Annotated in this window: 16 protein-coding genes; 12 read left to right on the forward strand and 4 right to left on the reverse strand. The window is 72.4% G+C overall.

Going from position 1 to position 16,725, the window contains the following annotated elements; genetic code table 11:
* Positions 1 to 15: 15 nt before the first annotated feature.
* A complete protein-coding gene (locus JSX79_RS01565) occupies positions 16 to 423 on the reverse strand; it encodes a VOC family protein (RefSeq protein ID WP_229084902.1) in 408 nt (135 codons plus the stop codon).
* 61 nt (positions 424 to 484) lie between these two features.
* On the opposite strand from JSX79_RS01565, the gene JSX79_RS01570 reads away from it, so the two are divergent.
* The 5 genes from JSX79_RS01570 to kdpC all read left to right on the forward strand — a co-directional run bounded on the left by JSX79_RS01570 (position 485) and on the right by kdpC (position 6,159).
* Positions 485 to 1,429 (forward strand): YafY family protein, encoded by a 945-nt coding sequence (locus tag JSX79_RS01570; protein ID WP_229084904.1) that lies wholly within the window; start codon positions 485 to 487, stop codon positions 1,427 to 1,429.
* A gap of 227 nt (positions 1,430 to 1,656) precedes the next feature.
* Positions 1,657 to 1,746: a K(+)-transporting ATPase subunit F gene (kdpF, locus tag JSX79_RS18540; RefSeq protein ID WP_070417610.1), complete on the forward strand. Its 90-nt coding sequence runs from the start codon at positions 1,657 to 1,659 to the stop codon at positions 1,744 to 1,746.
* The gene (gene kdpA / locus JSX79_RS01580; protein WP_229084906.1) at positions 1,746 to 3,431 is read left to right on the forward strand and encodes a potassium-transporting ATPase subunit KdpA; all 1,686 of its coding nucleotides are present in this window, start codon (positions 1,746 to 1,748) and stop codon (positions 3,429 to 3,431) included. The genes kdpF and kdpA overlap by 1 nt, the downstream gene beginning before the upstream one ends.
* 11 nt (positions 3,432 to 3,442) lie before the next feature.
* Positions 3,443 to 5,557 (forward strand): potassium-transporting ATPase subunit KdpB, encoded by a 2,115-nt coding sequence (kdpB, locus tag JSX79_RS01585; RefSeq protein ID WP_139201897.1) that lies wholly within the window; start codon positions 3,443 to 3,445, stop codon positions 5,555 to 5,557.
* Positions 5,554 to 6,159, forward strand: a complete 606-nt coding sequence (gene kdpC / locus JSX79_RS01590) for a potassium-transporting ATPase subunit KdpC (protein WP_229084909.1) — start codon at positions 5,554 to 5,556, stop codon at positions 6,157 to 6,159. The genes kdpB and kdpC overlap by 4 nt, the downstream gene beginning before the upstream one ends.
* 8 nt (positions 6,160 to 6,167) lie before the next feature.
* Here the strand turns inward: kdpC and JSX79_RS01595 are convergent, their stop codons facing one another.
* Positions 6,168 to 6,932, reverse strand: coding sequence for an Abi family protein (locus tag JSX79_RS01595; RefSeq protein ID WP_229084910.1), 765 nt, complete (start codon positions 6,930 to 6,932; stop codon positions 6,168 to 6,170).
* A 233-nt stretch (positions 6,933 to 7,165) separates the two neighbouring features.
* On the opposite strand from JSX79_RS01595, the gene JSX79_RS01600 reads away from it, so the two are divergent.
* Positions 7,166 to 9,658 carry an ATP-binding protein gene (locus JSX79_RS01600; RefSeq protein WP_071295171.1) on the forward strand — a complete coding sequence of 831 codons (2,493 nt, stop codon included), beginning with the start codon at positions 7,166 to 7,168 and terminating at the stop codon, positions 9,656 to 9,658.
* Between the two features lie 13 nt (positions 9,659 to 9,671).
* The gene (locus tag JSX79_RS01605) at positions 9,672 to 10,367 is read left to right on the forward strand and encodes a response regulator (RefSeq protein WP_229084911.1); all 696 of its coding nucleotides are present in this window, start codon (positions 9,672 to 9,674) and stop codon (positions 10,365 to 10,367) included.
* A 51-nt stretch (positions 10,368 to 10,418) separates the two neighbouring features.
* Here the strand turns inward: JSX79_RS01605 and JSX79_RS01610 are convergent, their stop codons facing one another.
* Entirely contained in the window at positions 10,419 to 11,636 is a 1,218-nt protein-coding gene (locus JSX79_RS01610; protein ID WP_229084913.1) for a hypothetical protein, read from the reverse strand.
* A gap of 63 nt (positions 11,637 to 11,699) precedes the next feature.
* Positions 11,700 to 12,575, reverse strand: a complete 876-nt coding sequence (locus tag JSX79_RS18545) for a LuxR C-terminal-related transcriptional regulator (RefSeq protein ID WP_229084914.1) — start codon at positions 12,573 to 12,575, stop codon at positions 11,700 to 11,702.
* A 110-nt stretch (positions 12,576 to 12,685) separates the two neighbouring features.
* Here JSX79_RS18545 and hxlB point away from each other — a divergent pair, with 110 nt between their 5' ends.
* The 5 genes from hxlB (at position 12,686) to JSX79_RS01640 (ending at position 16,687) form a co-directional block, all read left to right on the forward strand.
* Complete coding sequence (gene hxlB / locus JSX79_RS01620; RefSeq protein ID WP_229084916.1) at positions 12,686 to 13,246, forward strand: 6-phospho-3-hexuloisomerase; 561 nt, start codon at positions 12,686 to 12,688, stop codon at positions 13,244 to 13,246.
* An 11-nt stretch (positions 13,247 to 13,257) separates the two neighbouring features.
* Positions 13,258 to 13,896 (forward strand): 3-hexulose-6-phosphate synthase, encoded by a 639-nt coding sequence (gene hxlA, locus JSX79_RS01625; RefSeq protein WP_070417617.1) that lies wholly within the window; start codon positions 13,258 to 13,260, stop codon positions 13,894 to 13,896.
* 67 nt (positions 13,897 to 13,963) lie between these two features.
* Positions 13,964 to 15,052: a bifunctional GNAT family N-acetyltransferase/class I SAM-dependent methyltransferase gene (locus tag JSX79_RS01630; protein WP_229084918.1), complete on the forward strand. Its 1,089-nt coding sequence runs from the start codon at positions 13,964 to 13,966 to the stop codon at positions 15,050 to 15,052.
* On the forward strand, positions 15,049 to 15,789 hold the full coding sequence (locus tag JSX79_RS01635; protein WP_229084920.1) for an alpha/beta hydrolase: 741 nt from the start codon (positions 15,049 to 15,051) through the stop codon (positions 15,787 to 15,789). The genes JSX79_RS01630 and JSX79_RS01635 overlap by 4 nt, the downstream gene beginning before the upstream one ends.
* Positions 15,790 to 15,919: 130 nt before the next feature.
* Positions 15,920 to 16,687 carry an HAD family phosphatase gene (locus JSX79_RS01640; RefSeq protein ID WP_071295175.1) on the forward strand — a complete coding sequence of 256 codons (768 nt, stop codon included), beginning with the start codon at positions 15,920 to 15,922 and terminating at the stop codon, positions 16,685 to 16,687.
* The last annotated feature ends 38 nt before the right edge of the window (positions 16,688 to 16,725 follow it).

A 16,725-nucleotide genomic window follows, 5' to 3' on the forward strand; every position in this document is an offset into this window, starting at 1 on the left:
AGTGGCTCGGAAACGTCACGCGACGTCGAGCGCCCAGATCACGCCGAAGCGGTCGCGGAGCTGTCCGGCCAGCGGCGCCCAGGCCGACGGACCGAGCGGCTGCCGGATCTCGGCCCCCTCGGACAGCGCCGCCCAGCACCGCTCGAGCTCGGCCGCGTCGTCACCGTGCACGTACACGTAGAACGCGTTCGTGCCCTGGTCGTACGGCTGCCCCGGCCAGACGTCGAAGGCCATCACGCGCAGCCCGGCGTCGGTGGCGACCTGACCCCAGACGATGCGGTCGGCCCAGTCCGGCTCGTCCGAGGCACCCATCGCGCCGTAGGTCATGGACGCGACCTCGCCGCCGAAGACCGAGGCGTAGAAGTCGAGGGCCGCGCGGGCCTGTCCGTCGAAGTTGAGGTGGGTTGTCGTTTCGATGCTCATGGGACCAGCATCCCGGGCATTGCGGTCAGATCCTGTCCGCTTCTCCACCGATACTGGAGGCATGTCCGGACCGTCCTCGCGCATGCTCGCGCTGCTCTCGCTGCTGCAGGTGCACCGGGACTGGCCCGGCGACGAGCTCGCCGGGCGGCTCGAGGTCAGCCCGCGCACGCTCCGCCGCGACGTCGACCGGCTCCGCGGCCTCGGCTACCGCGTGGAGGCACTGCGCGGCCCGGCCGGCGGGTACCGGCTGGCAGCGGGTGCGGACCTGCCCCCGCTGCTGTTCGACGACGACCAGGCGGTCGCGATCGCCATCGCGCTCGCCGTGGCACCCGCGTCCGGTGCGGACATCGCCGAATCGGCCGCCCGGGCACTCGCGACGGTGCGACAGGTGATGCCCGCGCGTCTGCGCACACGGGTGGACGCGATCGACGCGGTCACCTCGGCCGGTCGCACCCCCGTCGACCCGGAGGTCCTCGTCGCGGTGAGCGAGGCGGTGTACCTCGGCGAGGTCCTCCGCTTCGGGTACGGCCCCGACGAGACGCCCCACCGGGTCGAGCCGCACGCGGTGGTCGCCCGGAACGGCCGCTGGTACCTGCTCGACTGGGACCTCGACCGCGACGACTGGCGCACCCACCGCGTCGACCGCATCACCCCGCGGATGCGGACGCGCGTGCCGTTCACGACACGGCCCGTGCCCGGTGGCGATCCGGCAGCGTTCGTGGCCGCGCGGTTCAAGGGGTCCGACCGCGAGGACGTCTGGCCGTGCACCGGCACCGCCGTCCTCGAGGTGCCGGCCGAGACCGTCGCGCCGTACCTCCCCGACGACGCCGTGCTCGAGCCGCTCGGCCCGGACCGGTGCCGTCTCACGCACGGCTCCTGGTCGTGGGAGGGCCTCGCGGCGGCGTTCGCCGGTGCCACCGCGGACTTCACCGTCGAGGGGCCCGACGAACTCCGTGCGGCAACGGCCGTGCTCGCCGAGCGGCTGGGGCGAGCGAGCGGGCGTTAGTGACGCGCATGCGTGTGTCAGGAGCGCGTCAGGAAACCGTTAGGGACGGGTCTGGAGGGGCGGTGCCGGATCCAGCATCGGTTCGGCACCACACGTGGTGCCGTCCGCGTCGCCCGGCGCGGACCCCGTGAACCTCTGGAGTCCCTCGTGTTCGACGTCTTCGTCGTCGCCGGTGTCCTCGCCGTGTTCGGCGTGGTGGCACTCATCGCCAAGGCGGTGGAACGGCTGTGATCGTCATCACCATCGCCGCCGCCGTCCTCGGCGTCGCCTCGCTCGTGTACCTCGTCTGGGCCCTCGTGCGCCCGGAGAAGTTCTGATGAGCACCGCGGACACGTGGGCCGGGATCGTCCAGGTCGCCACGCTCGTGCTGCTGCTCGTCGTCGCCTACCGGCCGCTCGGCGACTGGATGGCGCGGGTGTTCACGCCGACGCGGCACAGCCGGATCGAGCGCGGGGTCTACCGGGTGATCGGCGTCGACCCCGACGCTGAGCAGTCGTGGCCCGCGTACCTGCGCGGCGTGCTGCTCTTCAGCGCCGTGGGGCTCCTGCTCGTGTACCTCCTGCAGCGCATCCAGGTCGTGCTGCCCGGCGACCTCGGGCTGCCGAACGTCGGTCCGTCGCTCGCGTTCAACACGGCGGCGTCGTTCGTCGCGAACACGAACTGGCAGTCGTACTCGCCGGAGGTCACCGTCGGGTACACGGTGCAGATGGCCGGCCTCGCGGTGCAGAACTTCCTCTCCGCGGCGGTCGGGCTCGCCGTCGCCGTGGCGCTCGTCCGCGGCTTCGCCCGTCGACGCTCCGGCACGCTCGGCAACGTCTGGGTGGACGTCGTCCGCGGTCTCGGCCGGCTCCTGCTGCCGGGTGCGTTCGTGTTCGCGATCGTGCTCGTCGCCGGTGGTGTCGTCCAGTCGTGGGGGAGCGGCACCGACGTCACGACCCTGGTCGGCGGGACGCAGCACATCCCGGACGGGTTCGTCGCCTCGCAGGAGGCCATCAAGGAACTCGGCACGAACGGCGGCGGCTACTTCAACGCGAACTCGGCGCACCCGTTCGAGAACCCCCAGGCGTGGACGAACCTCGTCGAGGTCTTCCTCATGCTCGTCATCCCGTTCTCGCTGCCGCGCACGTTCGGCCGCATGGTGGACGACGACCGTCAGGGCTACGCGATCCTCGCCGTGATGGGCGCGATCTTCCTCGTCTCGCTCTCGGTGATGTCGATCGCCGAGCTCGGTGGCGGCGGCAGCGCGACCCACGCCGCCGGGGCCGCCATGGAGGGCAAGGAGGTGCGGTTCGGCATCCTCGGCACGACGCTCTTCGGGACGACCTCGACCGCGACGTCGACCGGCGCCGTGAACGGCATGTTCGACAGCTTCACGCCGATCGGCGGGATGATGGCGCTCGTCAACATGATGCTCGGCGAGGTCACCCCCGGCGGCGTCGGCTCCGGGCTGTACGGGATGCTCGTGCTCGCGGTCATCACAGTGTTCATCGGCGGGCTGCTCGTCGGTCGGACCCCCGAGTACCTCGGCAAGAAGATCCGGGCCCGCGAGATGACCTTCGCGTCGCTCTACATCCTCGTCACCCCGACCCTGGTGCTCCTCGGCACCGGCCTGTCCCTGGTGCTCCCGGGCGTCCGCGAACAGGTCGTCGGCACGTCGATCTTCAACCCGGGCAACCACGGCCTGTCCGAGCTCCTCTACGCCTTCACCTCGGGCGCGAACAACAACGGCTCGGCGTTCGGCGGCCTGACGGCGAACACGACGTGGATGAACTCCGCGCTGGGCGTCGTGATGCTGCTCGGCCGGTTCGTCCCGATGGTGTTCGTGCTGGCGCTCGCCGGGTCCCTCGCGACCCAGGACCGGGTGCCGGAGACCGTCGGCACGCTGCCCACGCACCGGCCGCTGTTCATCGTCCTGCTCGGCGGCGTCGCCGTCGTCGTGACCGCACTCACCTACTTCCCGGTGCTCGCACTGGGACCGCTCGCAGAAGCCCTCGCCCGATGAAAGCCGAGACCATGACCACCGCGACCTCCGAGCACGAGGCGACCAGCGCCTCCAGGCCGGCCACACGCTCGTCCGCCTTCGGACCCCGTCAACTCGTGGCGGGCCTCCCGGGTGCCCTGCGCAAACTCGACCCGCGACTGATGTGGCGGAACCCCGTCATGTTCATCGTCGAGGTCGGCGCCGCGCTGACGACGGCAGCAGCCGTCGTCGAGCCGTCCGCGTTCACCATCGCCATCGCCGTGTGGCTCTGGCTCACCGTCGTCTTCGCGAACCTCGCGGAGTCGGTGGCCGAGGGCCGGGGCAAGGCGCAGGCCGACACGCTGCGGAAGACCCGCTCGACCACGAGTGCCCGTCGGGTGCTCCGGTACGACCGGTCCGACGCGGCGGCGACCGGCAACGAGACCGAGGAGGTCGCGTCCGTCGACCTCGCCAAGGGCGACGTCGTGGTCGTCGTCGCGGGCGAGGTGATCCCGGGTGACGGCGACGTCGTGGACGGCATCGCGTCCGTCGACGAGTCGGCCGTGACCGGTGAGTCCGCCCCGGTCATCCGCGAGTCCGGGGGCGACCGGAGTGCCGTCACCGGCGGCACCCGGGTGCTCTCGGACCGCATCGTCGTGCGCATCACGTCGACCCCCGGAGAGACCTTCATCGACCGGATGATCCGGCTCGTCGAGGGTGCCGCCCGGCAGAAGACGCCGAACGAGATCGCGCTGAACATCCTGCTCGCCTCGCTGTCGATCGTGTTCGTGATCGTCTGCCTGACGATGCAGCCGATCGCCGGGCTCGTCGGGGCGACCGTGAGCGTGCCGGTGCTCATCGCCCTGCTCGTCTGCCTCATCCCGACGACGATCGGTGCCCTGCTCTCCGCGATCGGCATCGCGGGCATGGACCGACTCGTGCAGCACAACGTCCTGGCGATGTCCGGCCGTGCGGTCGAGGCCGCCGGGGACATCACGACCCTGCTGCTCGACAAGACCGGGACGATCACGTACGGCAACCGTCGGGCGTCGCGCGTGGTGCCGGTCCCCGGTGTCACGGAGCCGGCCCTGATGGAGGCGGCCGCCCTGTCGTCCGCTGCGGACGGGACCCCCGAGGGGCGGTCAATCGTCGACCTCGCCGCGGGAGCGGGCGTCGCCCCGGACCTCCCCGCCGGTGCCGTCGAGGTGCCCTTCACCGCACAGACGCGCATGTCCGGCGTGGACCTGCCCGATGGTAGCTCCGTGCGCAAGGGTGCCGCGTCGGCAGTGCTCGCCTGGGCTGCAACCGGCTCAGCCGGTGTTCCCGAAGCGGTCGCGCAGGCCATCGACGCCACGGTCGTCGAGGTCTCGGACCAGGGCGGTACCCCGCTCGTCGTCGGACGTCGCGCACCCTCCGGTGCGGTCACGCTGCTCGGGGTCGTCCACCTCAAGGACGTCGTCAAGGACGGCATGGCGGCACGGTTCGCCGAGCTGCGCGAGATGGGGATCCGCACGGTGATGATCACCGGCGACAACCCGCGCACCGCGAAGGCGATCGCCGCCGAGGCCGGTGTGGACGACTTCCTCGCCGAGGCCACGCCGGAGGACAAGCTCGCCCTGATCCGCAAGGAACAGGAGGGCGGCAACCTCGTCGCGATGACCGGTGACGGCACGAACGACGCCCCGGCCCTGGCGCAGGCGGACGTCGGCGTGGCGATGAACACCGGGACGACCGCGGCGAAGGAGGCCGGCAACATGGTCGACCTCGACTCGGACCCGACGAAGCTCATCGACGTCGTCCGGATCGGCAAGCAACTGCTCATCACCCGCGGGGCGCTCACGACGTTCTCGATCGCGAACGACATCGCCAAGTACTTCGCGATCATCCCCGCGATGTTCCAGATGGCGTTCCCCGGGCTCGCCGCGCTCAACGTCATGGGGCTGCACAGTCCCGCGTCCGCGATCCTCAGCGCCGTCATCTTCAACGCGCTCGTGATCGTGGCGCTCATCCCGCTGTCCCTCCGTGGCGTCGCCTACCGCGCCGCCTCGGCATCGTCGATCCTCGGCCGGAACCTGCTCCTGTACGGGCTCGGCGGCGTGGTCGTCCCCTTCATCGGCATCAAGCTCATCGACCTCGTGGTCGGTCTCATCCCGGGGTTCTCCTCATGACGTCTGCATCTCGTTCCTCGTTCCGCTCACTCGGGGTGGCCGTCCGGCTCACCCTGCTCAGCACCGTGGTGCTCGGCATCGCCTACCCGCTCGCGGTGTGGGGCGTCGGCCAGGCCGCGTTCCACGACCAGGCGAACGGCTCGATGGTGACGTCGTCGGACGGCACCGTCGTCGGGTCGTCGCTCATCGGGCAGTCGTTCGACGGCCGCGGAGCCGACCGGTGGTTCCAGTCGCGGCCGAGCGCCGCGGGGGAGAAGGGCTACGACGCCGGGGCGTCGAGCGGGTCGAACCTCGGGCCGTCGAACCCCGACCTCCTCCGCAGCGTGCAGGAGCGGCGTGCGGCGGTCGCGAAGGCCGACGGGGTGCCCGCCTCCGAGGTACCGGCAGACGCGGTGACGGCGTCGGGCTCCGGCCTCGACCCGGACATCAGCCCGGAGTACGCGCTGCAGCAGGTGTCCCGCGTGGCCGCTGCTCGGGGGATGTCGGAGTCGGCGGTGCGGACCCTGGTGGGGCAGCACACCGAGGCGCGGCAGCTCGGGTTCCTCGGGGAGCCCGTGGTGAACGTGCTCGAGCTGAACCTGGCGCTCGCGAAGGCGTCCTGACCGTGCCGTCACGCCGCTGCCCAAGTCGGCCGCCCGCCGATGCCGACGACCAGGTCGTCGTGCTCGTCGACGAGGCGCCGGACGGCTGCGGCGTGGCGGTCGCACGGTCCGACCGTCTCGGCGAGGTGGGCCAGGAGCTCGAGCGAGTGCACCGGGGTCCGCTTCGGCAGGCTCGACAGTCGTGCGACGAGGTCGGGTGGGGAGCCGAACGTCGGCGGCGGGATCCGGAACTTCCGGGCCCAGATCCGCGTGTGGTGCGCGCAGCAGTTGCGCACGTGCGTCAGGTGCTGCAGGCAGGGGCGGAGTGTCGCGGGTGGGAGCCGGAACGCTGCGGCGATCTCGTCGCGGGTGGCCGGCTCGACACCTGCGGCGATCCGGGACAGTTCGCCGAGGCTGAGCGCTTCGGCGAGCATCCCGAACGGGACGCGTTCGAACCGCCGCTCGCGCCATGCCGACCCGACGGCGGGATCGGCCGCGTGCTCGAGTGCCGATCGAACGCGGCGGAGCATCGCACCGTGGTCGAACGTCGTGCGGAAGGACCGCGGGTCGACGTACCAGCGCGATCCGAACCGGGCTCCGGCTGCGACGTCGAGCCGACCACGGAGCGCGAGTTCGACCTGCTCGACCAGACCGAGCGTGACCGATCGCAGCGAGCTGTCGAAGTCGTGCACCCGCCAGACCGAAGACGCGGAGTCATCGAGTCCCTGCGCCTGCAACGCCTGCCGGAACTGCGCGTGGCGGTAGCGGGACATCGCGACCGTTGGGTCTGGCATCGATCGGCTCCGAGATCGGGGGAACGGGTGATCTCGGGCAAGCCGGCAGCAACTACAGCGCAGGGAACGAACGTGAGCGGGGAAGAACACCGTCCCGCGTCCGAGACGGACGCGGGACGGGACAGTCCCACCCGATTTGAGGAAGCTGATGCTCGAGCCTTGATGGGAACGGTTGTGAGGAGAATATCAGTCGATCGGTCGTGGAGCAAGGGTGGACGCGAGAGGATGAGCACGTGAAGCGCGGGAAGCTGCGGGTCCTGCTCGGTGCGGCGCCCGGTGTCGGCAAGACGTTCACGATGCTCGAAGAGGGGCACCGACTGCGCGCCGAGGGCCGCGACGTGGTCGTCGCCGTCGTCGAGACCCACGGCCGCGCCGCCACGGCCACACTGGTCGACGGGCTCGAGGTCGTCCCCCGACGCATCGTGGAGCACCGCGGCGTCCAGCTCGACGACCTCGACCTCGAGGCCGTGCTGGCCCGCCGGCCCGACATCGCCCTCGTCGACGAGCTCGCCCACACCAACGCGCCCGGCAGCACGAACGAGAAGCGCTGGCAGGACGTCGAGGCGATGCGGGACGCCGGGATCGACGTCATCTCCACCGTGAACGTGCAGCACATGCAGTCCCTCGGCGACGTCGTCCGCGAGATCACCGGCACCGTCCAGCGCGAGACCGTCCCGGACGCCGTGGTGCGCGCGGCGGACCAGATCGAGGTGGTCGACCTCGCCCCGGCGGCGCTGCGCGAGCGGCTGTCCGACGGGCTCGTCTACCCGGCGACCCGGATCGACGCGGCGCTGTCGAACTACTTCCGGCTCGGCAACCTCACCGCCCTGCGTGAGATCGCCCTGCTCTGGCTCGCCGACGAGGTCGACGACGCACTCAAGGCCTACCGCGCCGAGCACGGCATCGACCACCGGTGGGAGACCCGGGAACGCGTCCTCGTCGCCCTGACCGGCGGTCCCGAGGGCGAGACCCTGCTGCGCCGGGGCGCCCGGATCGCCGCCCGCAGCGCCGGCGGCGAGCTCGCCGCCGTGCACGTCACGACGAACGACGGCCTCCGCGAGCGCCACCCGGGGGCGCTCGGGAAGCAGCGCACCCTGCTCGAACAGCTCGGCGGGACGTACCACCAGGTGGTCGGCGACGACGTGCCGACGACCCTGGTGCGGTTCGCGAAGTCGATCGACGCGACGCAGATCGTCATCGGGGTGAGCCGCCGCAGTCGGCTCGCCGCGGCGATCACGGGCCCGGGCATCGGCAACACCGTCATCCGCGAGTCCGGCGACATCGACGTCCACGTCGTCACCCACGAGCGGGCGGGCGGTGGCTTCGCCCTGCCGAGGCTCGGCGGCAGCCTGTCCCGCGGCCGGATCGTCGCCGCGTTCGTGCTCTCCCTCGTCGCCGGTCCACTGCTCACCTGGCTGCTGTCGTTCAGCACCGACCCCGACTCGATCACCGTGGACGTGCTCGCGTACCAGCTGCTCGTGCTCGTGGTCGCGCTCGTCGGCGGGATGTGGCCGGCCGTCTTCGCCGCCGTGCTGTCCGGGCTGAGCCTCGACTTCTTCTTCGTGCAACCCCTGCACCGGGTCACCGTGCAGCAGCCGTGGCACCTCGTCGCCCTCGTCATGTACGTCATCAGTGCCGTGCTCGTGAGCTTCGTCGTGGACCGCTCGGCCCGTCGCTCGCGAGCTGCCCGCCGCGCCGCCGCCGAGTCGGGCCTCCTCATGGGGATCGCCGGCAGCGTGCTCCGCGGCGACGACGCCCTGCAGGCGCTGCTCGACCGGACGCGCGAGGCCTTCGGCTTCGCCGGCGTCCGGATCCGGCAGGGCGACGAGGTGCCGGCCACGTCCGGGACGTTCGGCGAGACGCCGGACGCCGCCACGTCCCTCCCGTCCGGCGCCGTCCTGGAGTTCGCGGGCGCCCCCGACGACCCGACCCAGCGCCGACTGCTGCGTGTCGTCGAGCAGCAGCTCGACGCCGCCGTCGAGCACCGCGACCTCACCCGCGCGGCCGTCGACGCCGAGCGCATCGCGGCGGTGGACCGGGTGCGGAGTGCGATCCTCGCGGCCGTCGGCCACGACGTGCGGCGGCCGATCGCGGCCGCCTCGGCGGCCGTGCAGACGCTGCGGGCGCCGGACATCGAGTTGTCGGCGGACGACCAGGAGGCGCTGCTCGCCACCGCCGACGAGAGCCTGCGTCAGCTCGCGGTGCTGTTGGCGGACCTGCTGGACGTCAGTCGCGTGCAGGCCGGGGTGCTCGCCGTGACGCCGGTGCCGCTCGCCCTCGAGACGGTGGTCGCCCCCGCCCTCGACGAGCTCGAGCTCGGTCCGGACGACGTCGACCTCGACCTGCCCGCTGACCTCCCGCCGGTGCTCGCCGACGCCGTGCTGCTCCAGCGCGTCGTCGTGAACCTCCTCGCCAACGCCGTGCGGTACGCCCCGGAGGACACCCGGGTCCGCATCGCCGCGAGCGCGTTCGGCGGCGGCGTCGAGCTCCGGGTGGCCGACCACGGCCCCGGCATCCCGTCGGACCGCGTCGACGAGGTGTTCCAGCCGTTCCAGCGCCTCGGCGACACCGACAACGACACCGGACTCGGACTCGGACTGGCCCTCGCCCGGGGGTTCACCGAGGGCATGGGCGGCACGATCGAGGTCGACGACACCCCCGGCGGCGGACTCACCGTCGTGGTGCGGCTGCCGATCGCCGGACACCTGGGAGTGGAGATCCGATGAAGGGCCGTGCGCGATGAAGGTCTTGATCGCCGACGACGACGTGCAGCTCGTCCGGGCGCTCGCCGTGACGCTCGCCGCCCGCGGGTACGACGTCGTCACCGCCCGGGACGGCCGGGCCGCGATCGACGCGGTCATCACCGAGCGGCCCGACCTCGTGCTGCTCGACCTCGGGATGCCCCGGCTCGACGGCATCGGGGTGCTCGAGGGCATCCGGGCCTGGTCGCAGGTCCCGGTGCTCGTGCTCTCCGGTCGGACCGACTCGTCGGACAAGGTCGACGCACTCGACGCCGGCGCGGACGACTACGTCACGAAGCCCTTCCAGATGGACGAGCTGCTCGCCCGACTCCGGGCGCTCGGCCGACGGCAGGTCGCGGCGGCCTCGGCCGCGGGTGCGACGCCCTCGGTGTCGATCGGGGACCTCGTCGTCGACCTCGTCGCGAAGCAGGTCACGCCGCCGTCCGGTCCGGCCATCCGACTGACCCCGACCGAGTGGCGGTTGCTCGAGGTCCTCGTGACGAACCCCGACCGGCTCATGACGCGCGAGATGCTCCTCACCGACGTGTGGGGACCGTCGCACGGCAACGACTCCGGGTACCTGCGGCTATACATGGCGCAGCTGCGGCGGAAGCTCGAGCCGGACCCGGGACACCCGCGCTACCTGGTGACCGAGTCGGGCATGGGCTACCGCTTCAGCCCCGCAGGCGCGTGACGCACCGCGCCCGGGCCGGCCGAGGCCGATCCGGACGCGGTGCCTCGGTCGTCAGAGGGTGTACGTGACCGCCTCGGAGTCGAGTCCGAGCAAGGTCTGGTGGACGGTCAGCGGGCCGGTGAGCCCGCTGATGTCGATGACCCAGCGCTCGCCGTTGGTGGAGGTGCGGGTGGTGCCGTCCGCGTCGGTGATGGTGACGGTGGCGTATCGCTCGCCGGACCCGACGAGGTTGTCGCCGGACCGGTAGTCGACGGTCGGTGCTGCGGGTGCTTCGCCCCAGGTGACCTTCTCGGAGTCGAGCCCGAGCAGGCTCTGGTGGACGGTCAGCGGGCCGGTGAGCCCGGTGATGTCGATGACCCAGCGCTCGCCGTTGGTGGAGGTGCGGGTGGTGCCGTTCGCGTCGGTGATGGTGACGGTGGCGTAGCGCTCGCCGGACCCGACGAGGTTGTCGCCGGACCGGTAGTCGACGGTCGGTGCTGCGGGTGCCTCGCCCCAGGTGACCTTCTCGGAGTCGAGTCCGAGCAGGGTCTGGTGGACGGTGAGGGGGCCGGTGAGCCCGCTGACGTCGATCTTCCAGCGATCGGCGTCCGCGGTGCTGCGCGTCTCCCCGTTCGCGTCCGTCACCGTGACCGTCGCGAAGCGCGTCCCGTCGCCGACGAGCAGGTCCCCGGAGCGGTACGACACGACGGGGGCGTCCGGAGCCGAACCGAACTTCACGGCCTTCGAGGTGTGCCCGAGGATGCGCTGCCGGATGACCAGCTGGGCGACCAGGCCGTCCGAGGGGACGGACCAGGAGCCGTCGGCACCGACGGTCGTCGTGAGCCGTGTGCCGTTCGCATCCCGGACGATGATCGTGGCGGACGGGGTGCCGGTCCCGACGACGGCGCCGGTCGTGACCCGCACGTCGGCGACCTTCGCGTCGCCGAAGGCCACGACGGCCGAGGCGGCGCCGAGCAGGGTCTGCCGGATCGCGAGCGGCCCGGTGAGGCCCTTCGCCGACACCTCCCACTCGCCGAGCTTCGAGACCCGGGCCTCGCGGACCTGGTCGTTCGCGTCCGTCACGGTCACCGTGGCACCGAGGACGCCGGTGCCGACCAGCTGCTTGCCGGCCTCGAGCCGGACCGAGCCGACGGGCGCGAGCGACGCCGCGGTCTGGGACTGCGAGGTCGGGGTCTCGGCGGTTGCGGCGGTCGCGGTGACGGCGGGTGCGATCGCGAGCCCGATGCCGAGGACGGCGACGGCGCAGACGCGGGAAGGGCGGATGGTCATGGTGGTGCTCCTTCTGGTGGGGAGCACCGATCGTCTCGATCGCGGACGAACATATTCCGTGTGTCAGGGTGTCCGGGAACTGACCGCGGCGAGCTCCGCCCGGGTCCGCGCGCCGAGCTTCCGGAGCAGGTTCGCCACGTGGTACTTGACCGTGTTCGGGCTGATCCCGAGCCCGTCGGCGATCTCCCGGTTGCCGATCCCGGTGGCGACGAGCCGCAGCACGTCCTGCTCCCGCGGCGTGAGGTCGGACGCCTCCGACGACACCGGCGTCCCCGCCGGCGGGTCGAGCGGGATCGCGATGTCGAGCACGGACCCCCAGCCCGCCGTGGACGCCACGTGCAGTTCGCCGTCGAGGGTCGCGACCCGTTCGGCGATCGGCCGGACGGTGTCGTCGTGCACGTCGAGCGTGCCGGCTCCGTCGTCGCGGAGCTGCATGAGCAGGTTCCGGCCGTCGCAGTCCCACTGGATCCGGACGCGCCGCGCAGCTCCCTCGTCGACGAGGGCGAGCACCGCCGTCCGCACGATCGCCCGGGCGCTGTGGGCGACGTCGCCGGGGAGTGCTCGACCGGTCGCCGGCGGTTCCACGAACTGCACGTCGAGGTCGCCGAACCGGACGAGCGGACGGAGGTCGGCCCGGAGCCGCGAGAAGGCCCCCGTGACCGGTTCGAGCAGGGCGCCGCGCTGGCGGTCCGTCACGGTCCGGAGGTCGACGAGCGCTGCCGACGCGATCTCGACGGCCTCGGCACGGGCGGCCGCGTCGCCCACGCGCGGCGACCGGAGCACGGCGAGCACCGACTCCAGGGTGAGTGCGTGCCGGTCCGCCTGCTCCGCGACGGTGCGCGCGTGGTCGGCGGCGGCGAGGCGTCCTGCGGGGTCGCGCCGCGCCTCCTGGACGGCCGACGGAGCCGCCGTCCCGTCGTCGCGCACGGTGTCGGTCACGTGACCAACCGTACGACTCCCACCCGAGCGGGTGGGGCCACCCGATCGGATGGGGACCCCGCCGTGTCGGGTAGCGGCGGCGGACCCGCGTCCCGACCACGATCGTTGACATGCCCGCTGACACCGTGACCGACGCCCTCGCCCTGATCGTCCGCGAGTCCGCCGACCTCGCCGAGACGGTCCGGGGCGACACCGATGCCGCGCTCGAGCTGCTCAGCGGTGCCGAGCGCGTGTTCATCCACGGGGCCGGCCGCTCCGGCCTCGCGCTGCGGATGACGGCCATGCGGCTCATGCACCTCGGACTCGACGTGCACGTCGTCGGCGAGGTGACGACCCCGGCCATCCGGACGGGGGACGTCCTGCTCGTCGCGAGCGGCTCCGGCACGACCACCGGCATCGTCCAGGCGGCGCGCACCGCGGTCGACGTCGGCGCTGACGTGCTCGCCGTGTCGACGACCGACGACTCGCCGCTCGGCGCGCTCGCCGCCGTCACCCTCGTCGTCCCCGCCGCGACGAAGACGGACCGGTCGGGCAGCGCCTCCGAGCAGTACGCGGGCAGCCGCTTCGAGCAGGCCGTGGTCCTGCTCGGCGACGCACTCTTCCACGCCCTGTGGACCCGGAGCGGACGCTCCGCCGACGACCTGTGGCCCAGCCACGCCAACCTCGAGTGAAAGGCACACCCATGCAGATCCAGTTCGCCATCGACACCCTCACCACCGAGGCCGCGCTCGACCTCGCCGCGAAGGCAGCCCCGAGCGTCGACGTCCTCGAGCTCGGCACGCCGCTCATCAAGAGCGCCGGGCTCTCCGTCATCACCGCGATGAAGGAGGCGCACCCGGACAAGACCGTGTTCGCCGACCTCAAGACCATGGACGCCGGCGAGCTCGAGGCGGACATCGCGTTCGCCGCGGGCGCCGACCTGGTCACCGTGCTCGGCGTCGCCGGGGACTCCACCATCGCGGGCGCGGTCGCCGCTGCCGAGAAGCACGGCAAGGGTGTCGTCGTCGACCTCATCGGCGTCGCGGACAAGCCCGCACGGGCCCGTGAGGTCGTCGCCCTCGGCGCGCAGTTCGTCGAGGTGCACGCGGGACTCGACGAGCAGGCCGAGGAGGGCTTCACCTTCTCCACCCTGCTCGAGGCCGGCGAGGCCTCCGGCGTCCCCTTCTCGATCGCGGGCGGCGTGAACGCGTCGTCGATCGCGGCCGTGCAGGCGTCCGGAGCGATCATCGCCGTCGCCGGGAGCGCCATCTACAGCGCGGACGACGTCGCAGCCGCGGCGGCGGAGCTGCGTGCGGCCGTCACGGAGGCTGCGGCGGTCTGATCCGGTCCAGGAGGCGCGGGTCGGCCCGGCAGGGTCGGCTCGCACCCGCGGGCGGTAGCGTCGGGGCGTGACGATCGCGCTGCGCCGGGTGACGGCGGACGACTGGGAGACCTGGCGTCCGGTCCGGCTCGCGGCGCTCGCGGACGCTCCCGAGGCCTTCGGGTCCACGCTCGCCGACTGGGCCGACGCGCCCGAGCACCGGTGGCGGACCCGCCTCTCGATCCCCGGAGCGCTCGACCTGCTCGCCCACGCCGAGGACGGCTCCGTCGTCGGCATGGTCAGCGGCGTCCCGGGCGAGGACCCCGGCTCCGCCGAACTCATCTCGTTGTGGGTCGACCCCGCCGCCCGCGGCCGAGGGATCGCGGCCGCGCTCATCCGTGCGGTCGCGACCTGGGCCGCGAGCGCCGGGGCCGACACCCTCGAGCTGTCGGTCACGCCGGACAACGCCACGGCCCGTCGCACGTACGAGCGCTGTGGCTTCACGGCGGCCGACGAGCCCGGTGACCCGCTGCCCGACGGTCGGCACGAGGTCGTGATGCGTCGTGACCTCGCCGCCGAGCGCACGCTGGACGCCTACGAGCGTGCTGCCGACCGCTACGCCGAGCGCACCGACGACCACCGTGCCGGGCTCGTCGACGACCTGCTCGCACTCGTCCCGGTCGGGGCGCGGGTGCTCGAGCTCGGGTCGGGCCCGGGGCGTGACGCCCTCGCGCTCGAGGCTGCCGGACTCGTCGTCGACCGGACCGACGGAGCGCGGTCGTTCGTCGACGCGCTGCGGTCCGCGGGGCACGAGGCGCGCCTCGTCGACGTGCGCTCGGACGCGTTCGGCGGCCCGTACGAGGCCGTGTTCGCGAACGCCGTGCTGCTGCACGTCGGTCGGACGGAGCTCGAGGGCGTCCTCGTGCGGCTCCGCGACGCCCTGCACCCCGGCGGTGTGCTGGCCGCCACCGTGAAGCTCGGCGACGGCGACGCGTGGAGCACGCGGAAGCTCGACCTCGCGCGACACTTCACCTACTGGACGCCAGGACCCCTGGCCGAGGTCGTCACCCGTTCCGGCTGGACCGACGTCGACGTCCGTGAGACCACGCGCCCGGGTGCCGACGAGCGCTGGCTCACCGTCACCGCCCGACGCCCGCAGGAAGCAGGGAGACCATGAACCGAGCACTCCGCTGGACCGCGTGGGTCGTCGCCGTGATCGTGCTGATCGCGGTGGTGTTCCTCGTCTGGGCGAACATCGTCATGCAGGGCACCCGGAGCGCGGCGCTGCAGGTCTGGCGGGACGACCGTGTGGCCGTCCGGGACGCCGGGGACGCCGTGGTGATGACGCCGACCGGCACCGAGAACGGCGCGGGCATCGTGTTCATCCCGGGCGCGAAGGTCGACCCGTACGCGTACATGGCGACGTTCCGGCAGGTGGTCGCCAGCGGGACGACCGTCGTCATCACCAAGCCGACGCTGCACCTCGCCTTCTTCGACACCCGCCCGCTGTCGACCTTCGAGTCCCACGCCCCCGACGTCCGGTCCTGGGCGGTCGGCGGGCACTCGCTCGGTGGCGTGCGCGCGTGCCAGCTCGCGCCGGACGCCGACGGGCTGCTCCTGCTCGGCAGCTACTGCGCGAACGACATCAGCAAGTCGTACATCAGCGTGCTCAGCGTCTCGGGATCGCGTGACGGGCTCTCCACCCCCGAGAAGGTCGACGCCGCGCGGCACCTGCTGCCGTCGAACGCGATGACGGTCGAGGTGCAGGGCGCGAACCACGCCGACTTCGGTGCGTACGGTGCGCAGCCCGGGGACGACACCGCGACGATCTCGCGGACCGACGCCCGGCAGCAGATCGGTTCGGCGATCGAGGAGTGGGTGCTGACGCTGCCGTCGGGCGCTGCGCTGCGCTGAACCTCCTGCACAGCGAACGAGTGTGTGAACTCTTTCCACAGGGGCCCGGCGCGCCTGAACGCCGGTCCTGGAGCGGTCCTAGACTCGTCCGGAAGCAACGTCGACGACCCCGTCCCCCGGAGGGCAGCACATGACGACGCCGGACCGGCGCACACCCGCGCGACTCGCTGACCAGCGAGCGCTCCTGTTCGACCTGGACGGTGTCCTCACCCCCACCGCCGACGTCCACATGCGTGCGTGGAGCCGGCTGTTCACGCCCTACCTCGCCCAGCACGGCGTCGCTCCGTACACGGAACAGGACTACTTCGCGTACGTCGACGGCAAGCCCCGGTACGACGGGGTGCGTTCCCTGCTCGAGTCCCGCGGCATCGACCTGCCGCAGGGCACCCCGGACGACCCGCCGGACGCCGACACGGTGTGCGGGCTCGGCAACCGGAAGAACGCCGAGTTCACGGCCGAGCTGACCGAGCACGGGGTGGAGCCCTACCCCGGTTCGCTCCGGTTCCTCGTCGCCGCCATCGACGCCGGGTTGTCCGTCGCCGTCGTGTCGAGCTCCGCCAACGCCGTGCAGGTGCTCCGCACGGCCGGCATCCTCGAGCGCTTCCCCGTGGTGGTCGACGGCCTCGTCGCCCGCGAAGACGGTCTGGCCGGCAAGCCCGCGCCCGACACCTACCTCGACGCCGCGAGCCGGTTCGGCCTGACCGCTGCCGAGTGCGTCGTGGTCGAGGACGCCACGAGCGGGGTCGAGGCGGGACGGAACGGTGCCTTCGGGCTCGTCATCGGCGTCGATCGCGGAGCCGGGGCCGACGCGCTCCGGGCGCACGGTGCCGACGTCGTGGTCGGCGACCTCGACGAACTCGTCGACGAGCTGCCGGAACCGGCCACGAGCACGACGTAGGCGAAGCGGCTGGGGCGATCCGCGCCTCCAGGCCCTCC

Origin of the sequence: Curtobacterium sp. GD1, from assembly GCF_020882855.1 — a bacterium.
Classification (GTDB): domain Bacteria; phylum Actinomycetota; class Actinomycetes; order Actinomycetales; family Microbacteriaceae; genus Curtobacterium.

Coding starts and splice junctions, on each gene's coding strand:
- JSX79_RS01565 (WP_229084902.1), bottom strand. CDS start 423: ATGAGCATCGAAACGACAACCCACCTCAACTTCGACGGACAGGCCCGC.
- JSX79_RS01570 (WP_229084904.1), top strand. CDS start 485: ATGTCCGGACCGTCCTCGCGCATGCTCGCGCTGCTCTCGCTGCTGCAG.
- kdpA (WP_229084906.1), top strand. CDS start 1,746: ATGAGCACCGCGGACACGTGGGCCGGGATCGTCCAGGTCGCCACGCTC.
- kdpB (WP_139201897.1), top strand. CDS start 3,443: ATGACCACCGCGACCTCCGAGCACGAGGCGACCAGCGCCTCCAGGCCG.
- kdpC (WP_229084909.1), top strand. CDS start 5,554: ATGACGTCTGCATCTCGTTCCTCGTTCCGCTCACTCGGGGTGGCCGTC.
- JSX79_RS01595 (WP_229084910.1), bottom strand. CDS start 6,932: ATGCCAGACCCAACGGTCGCGATGTCCCGCTACCGCCACGCGCAGTTC.
- JSX79_RS01605 (WP_229084911.1), top strand. CDS start 9,672: ATGAAGGTCTTGATCGCCGACGACGACGTGCAGCTCGTCCGGGCGCTC.
- JSX79_RS01610 (WP_229084913.1), bottom strand. CDS start 11,636: ATGACCATCCGCCCTTCCCGCGTCTGCGCCGTCGCCGTCCTCGGCATC.
- hxlB (WP_229084916.1), top strand. CDS start 12,686: ATGCCCGCTGACACCGTGACCGACGCCCTCGCCCTGATCGTCCGCGAG.
- hxlA (WP_070417617.1), top strand. CDS start 13,258: ATGCAGATCCAGTTCGCCATCGACACCCTCACCACCGAGGCCGCGCTC.
- JSX79_RS01635 (WP_229084920.1), top strand. CDS start 15,049: ATGAACCGAGCACTCCGCTGGACCGCGTGGGTCGTCGCCGTGATCGTG.
- JSX79_RS01640 (WP_071295175.1), top strand. CDS start 15,920: ATGACGACGCCGGACCGGCGCACACCCGCGCGACTCGCTGACCAGCGA.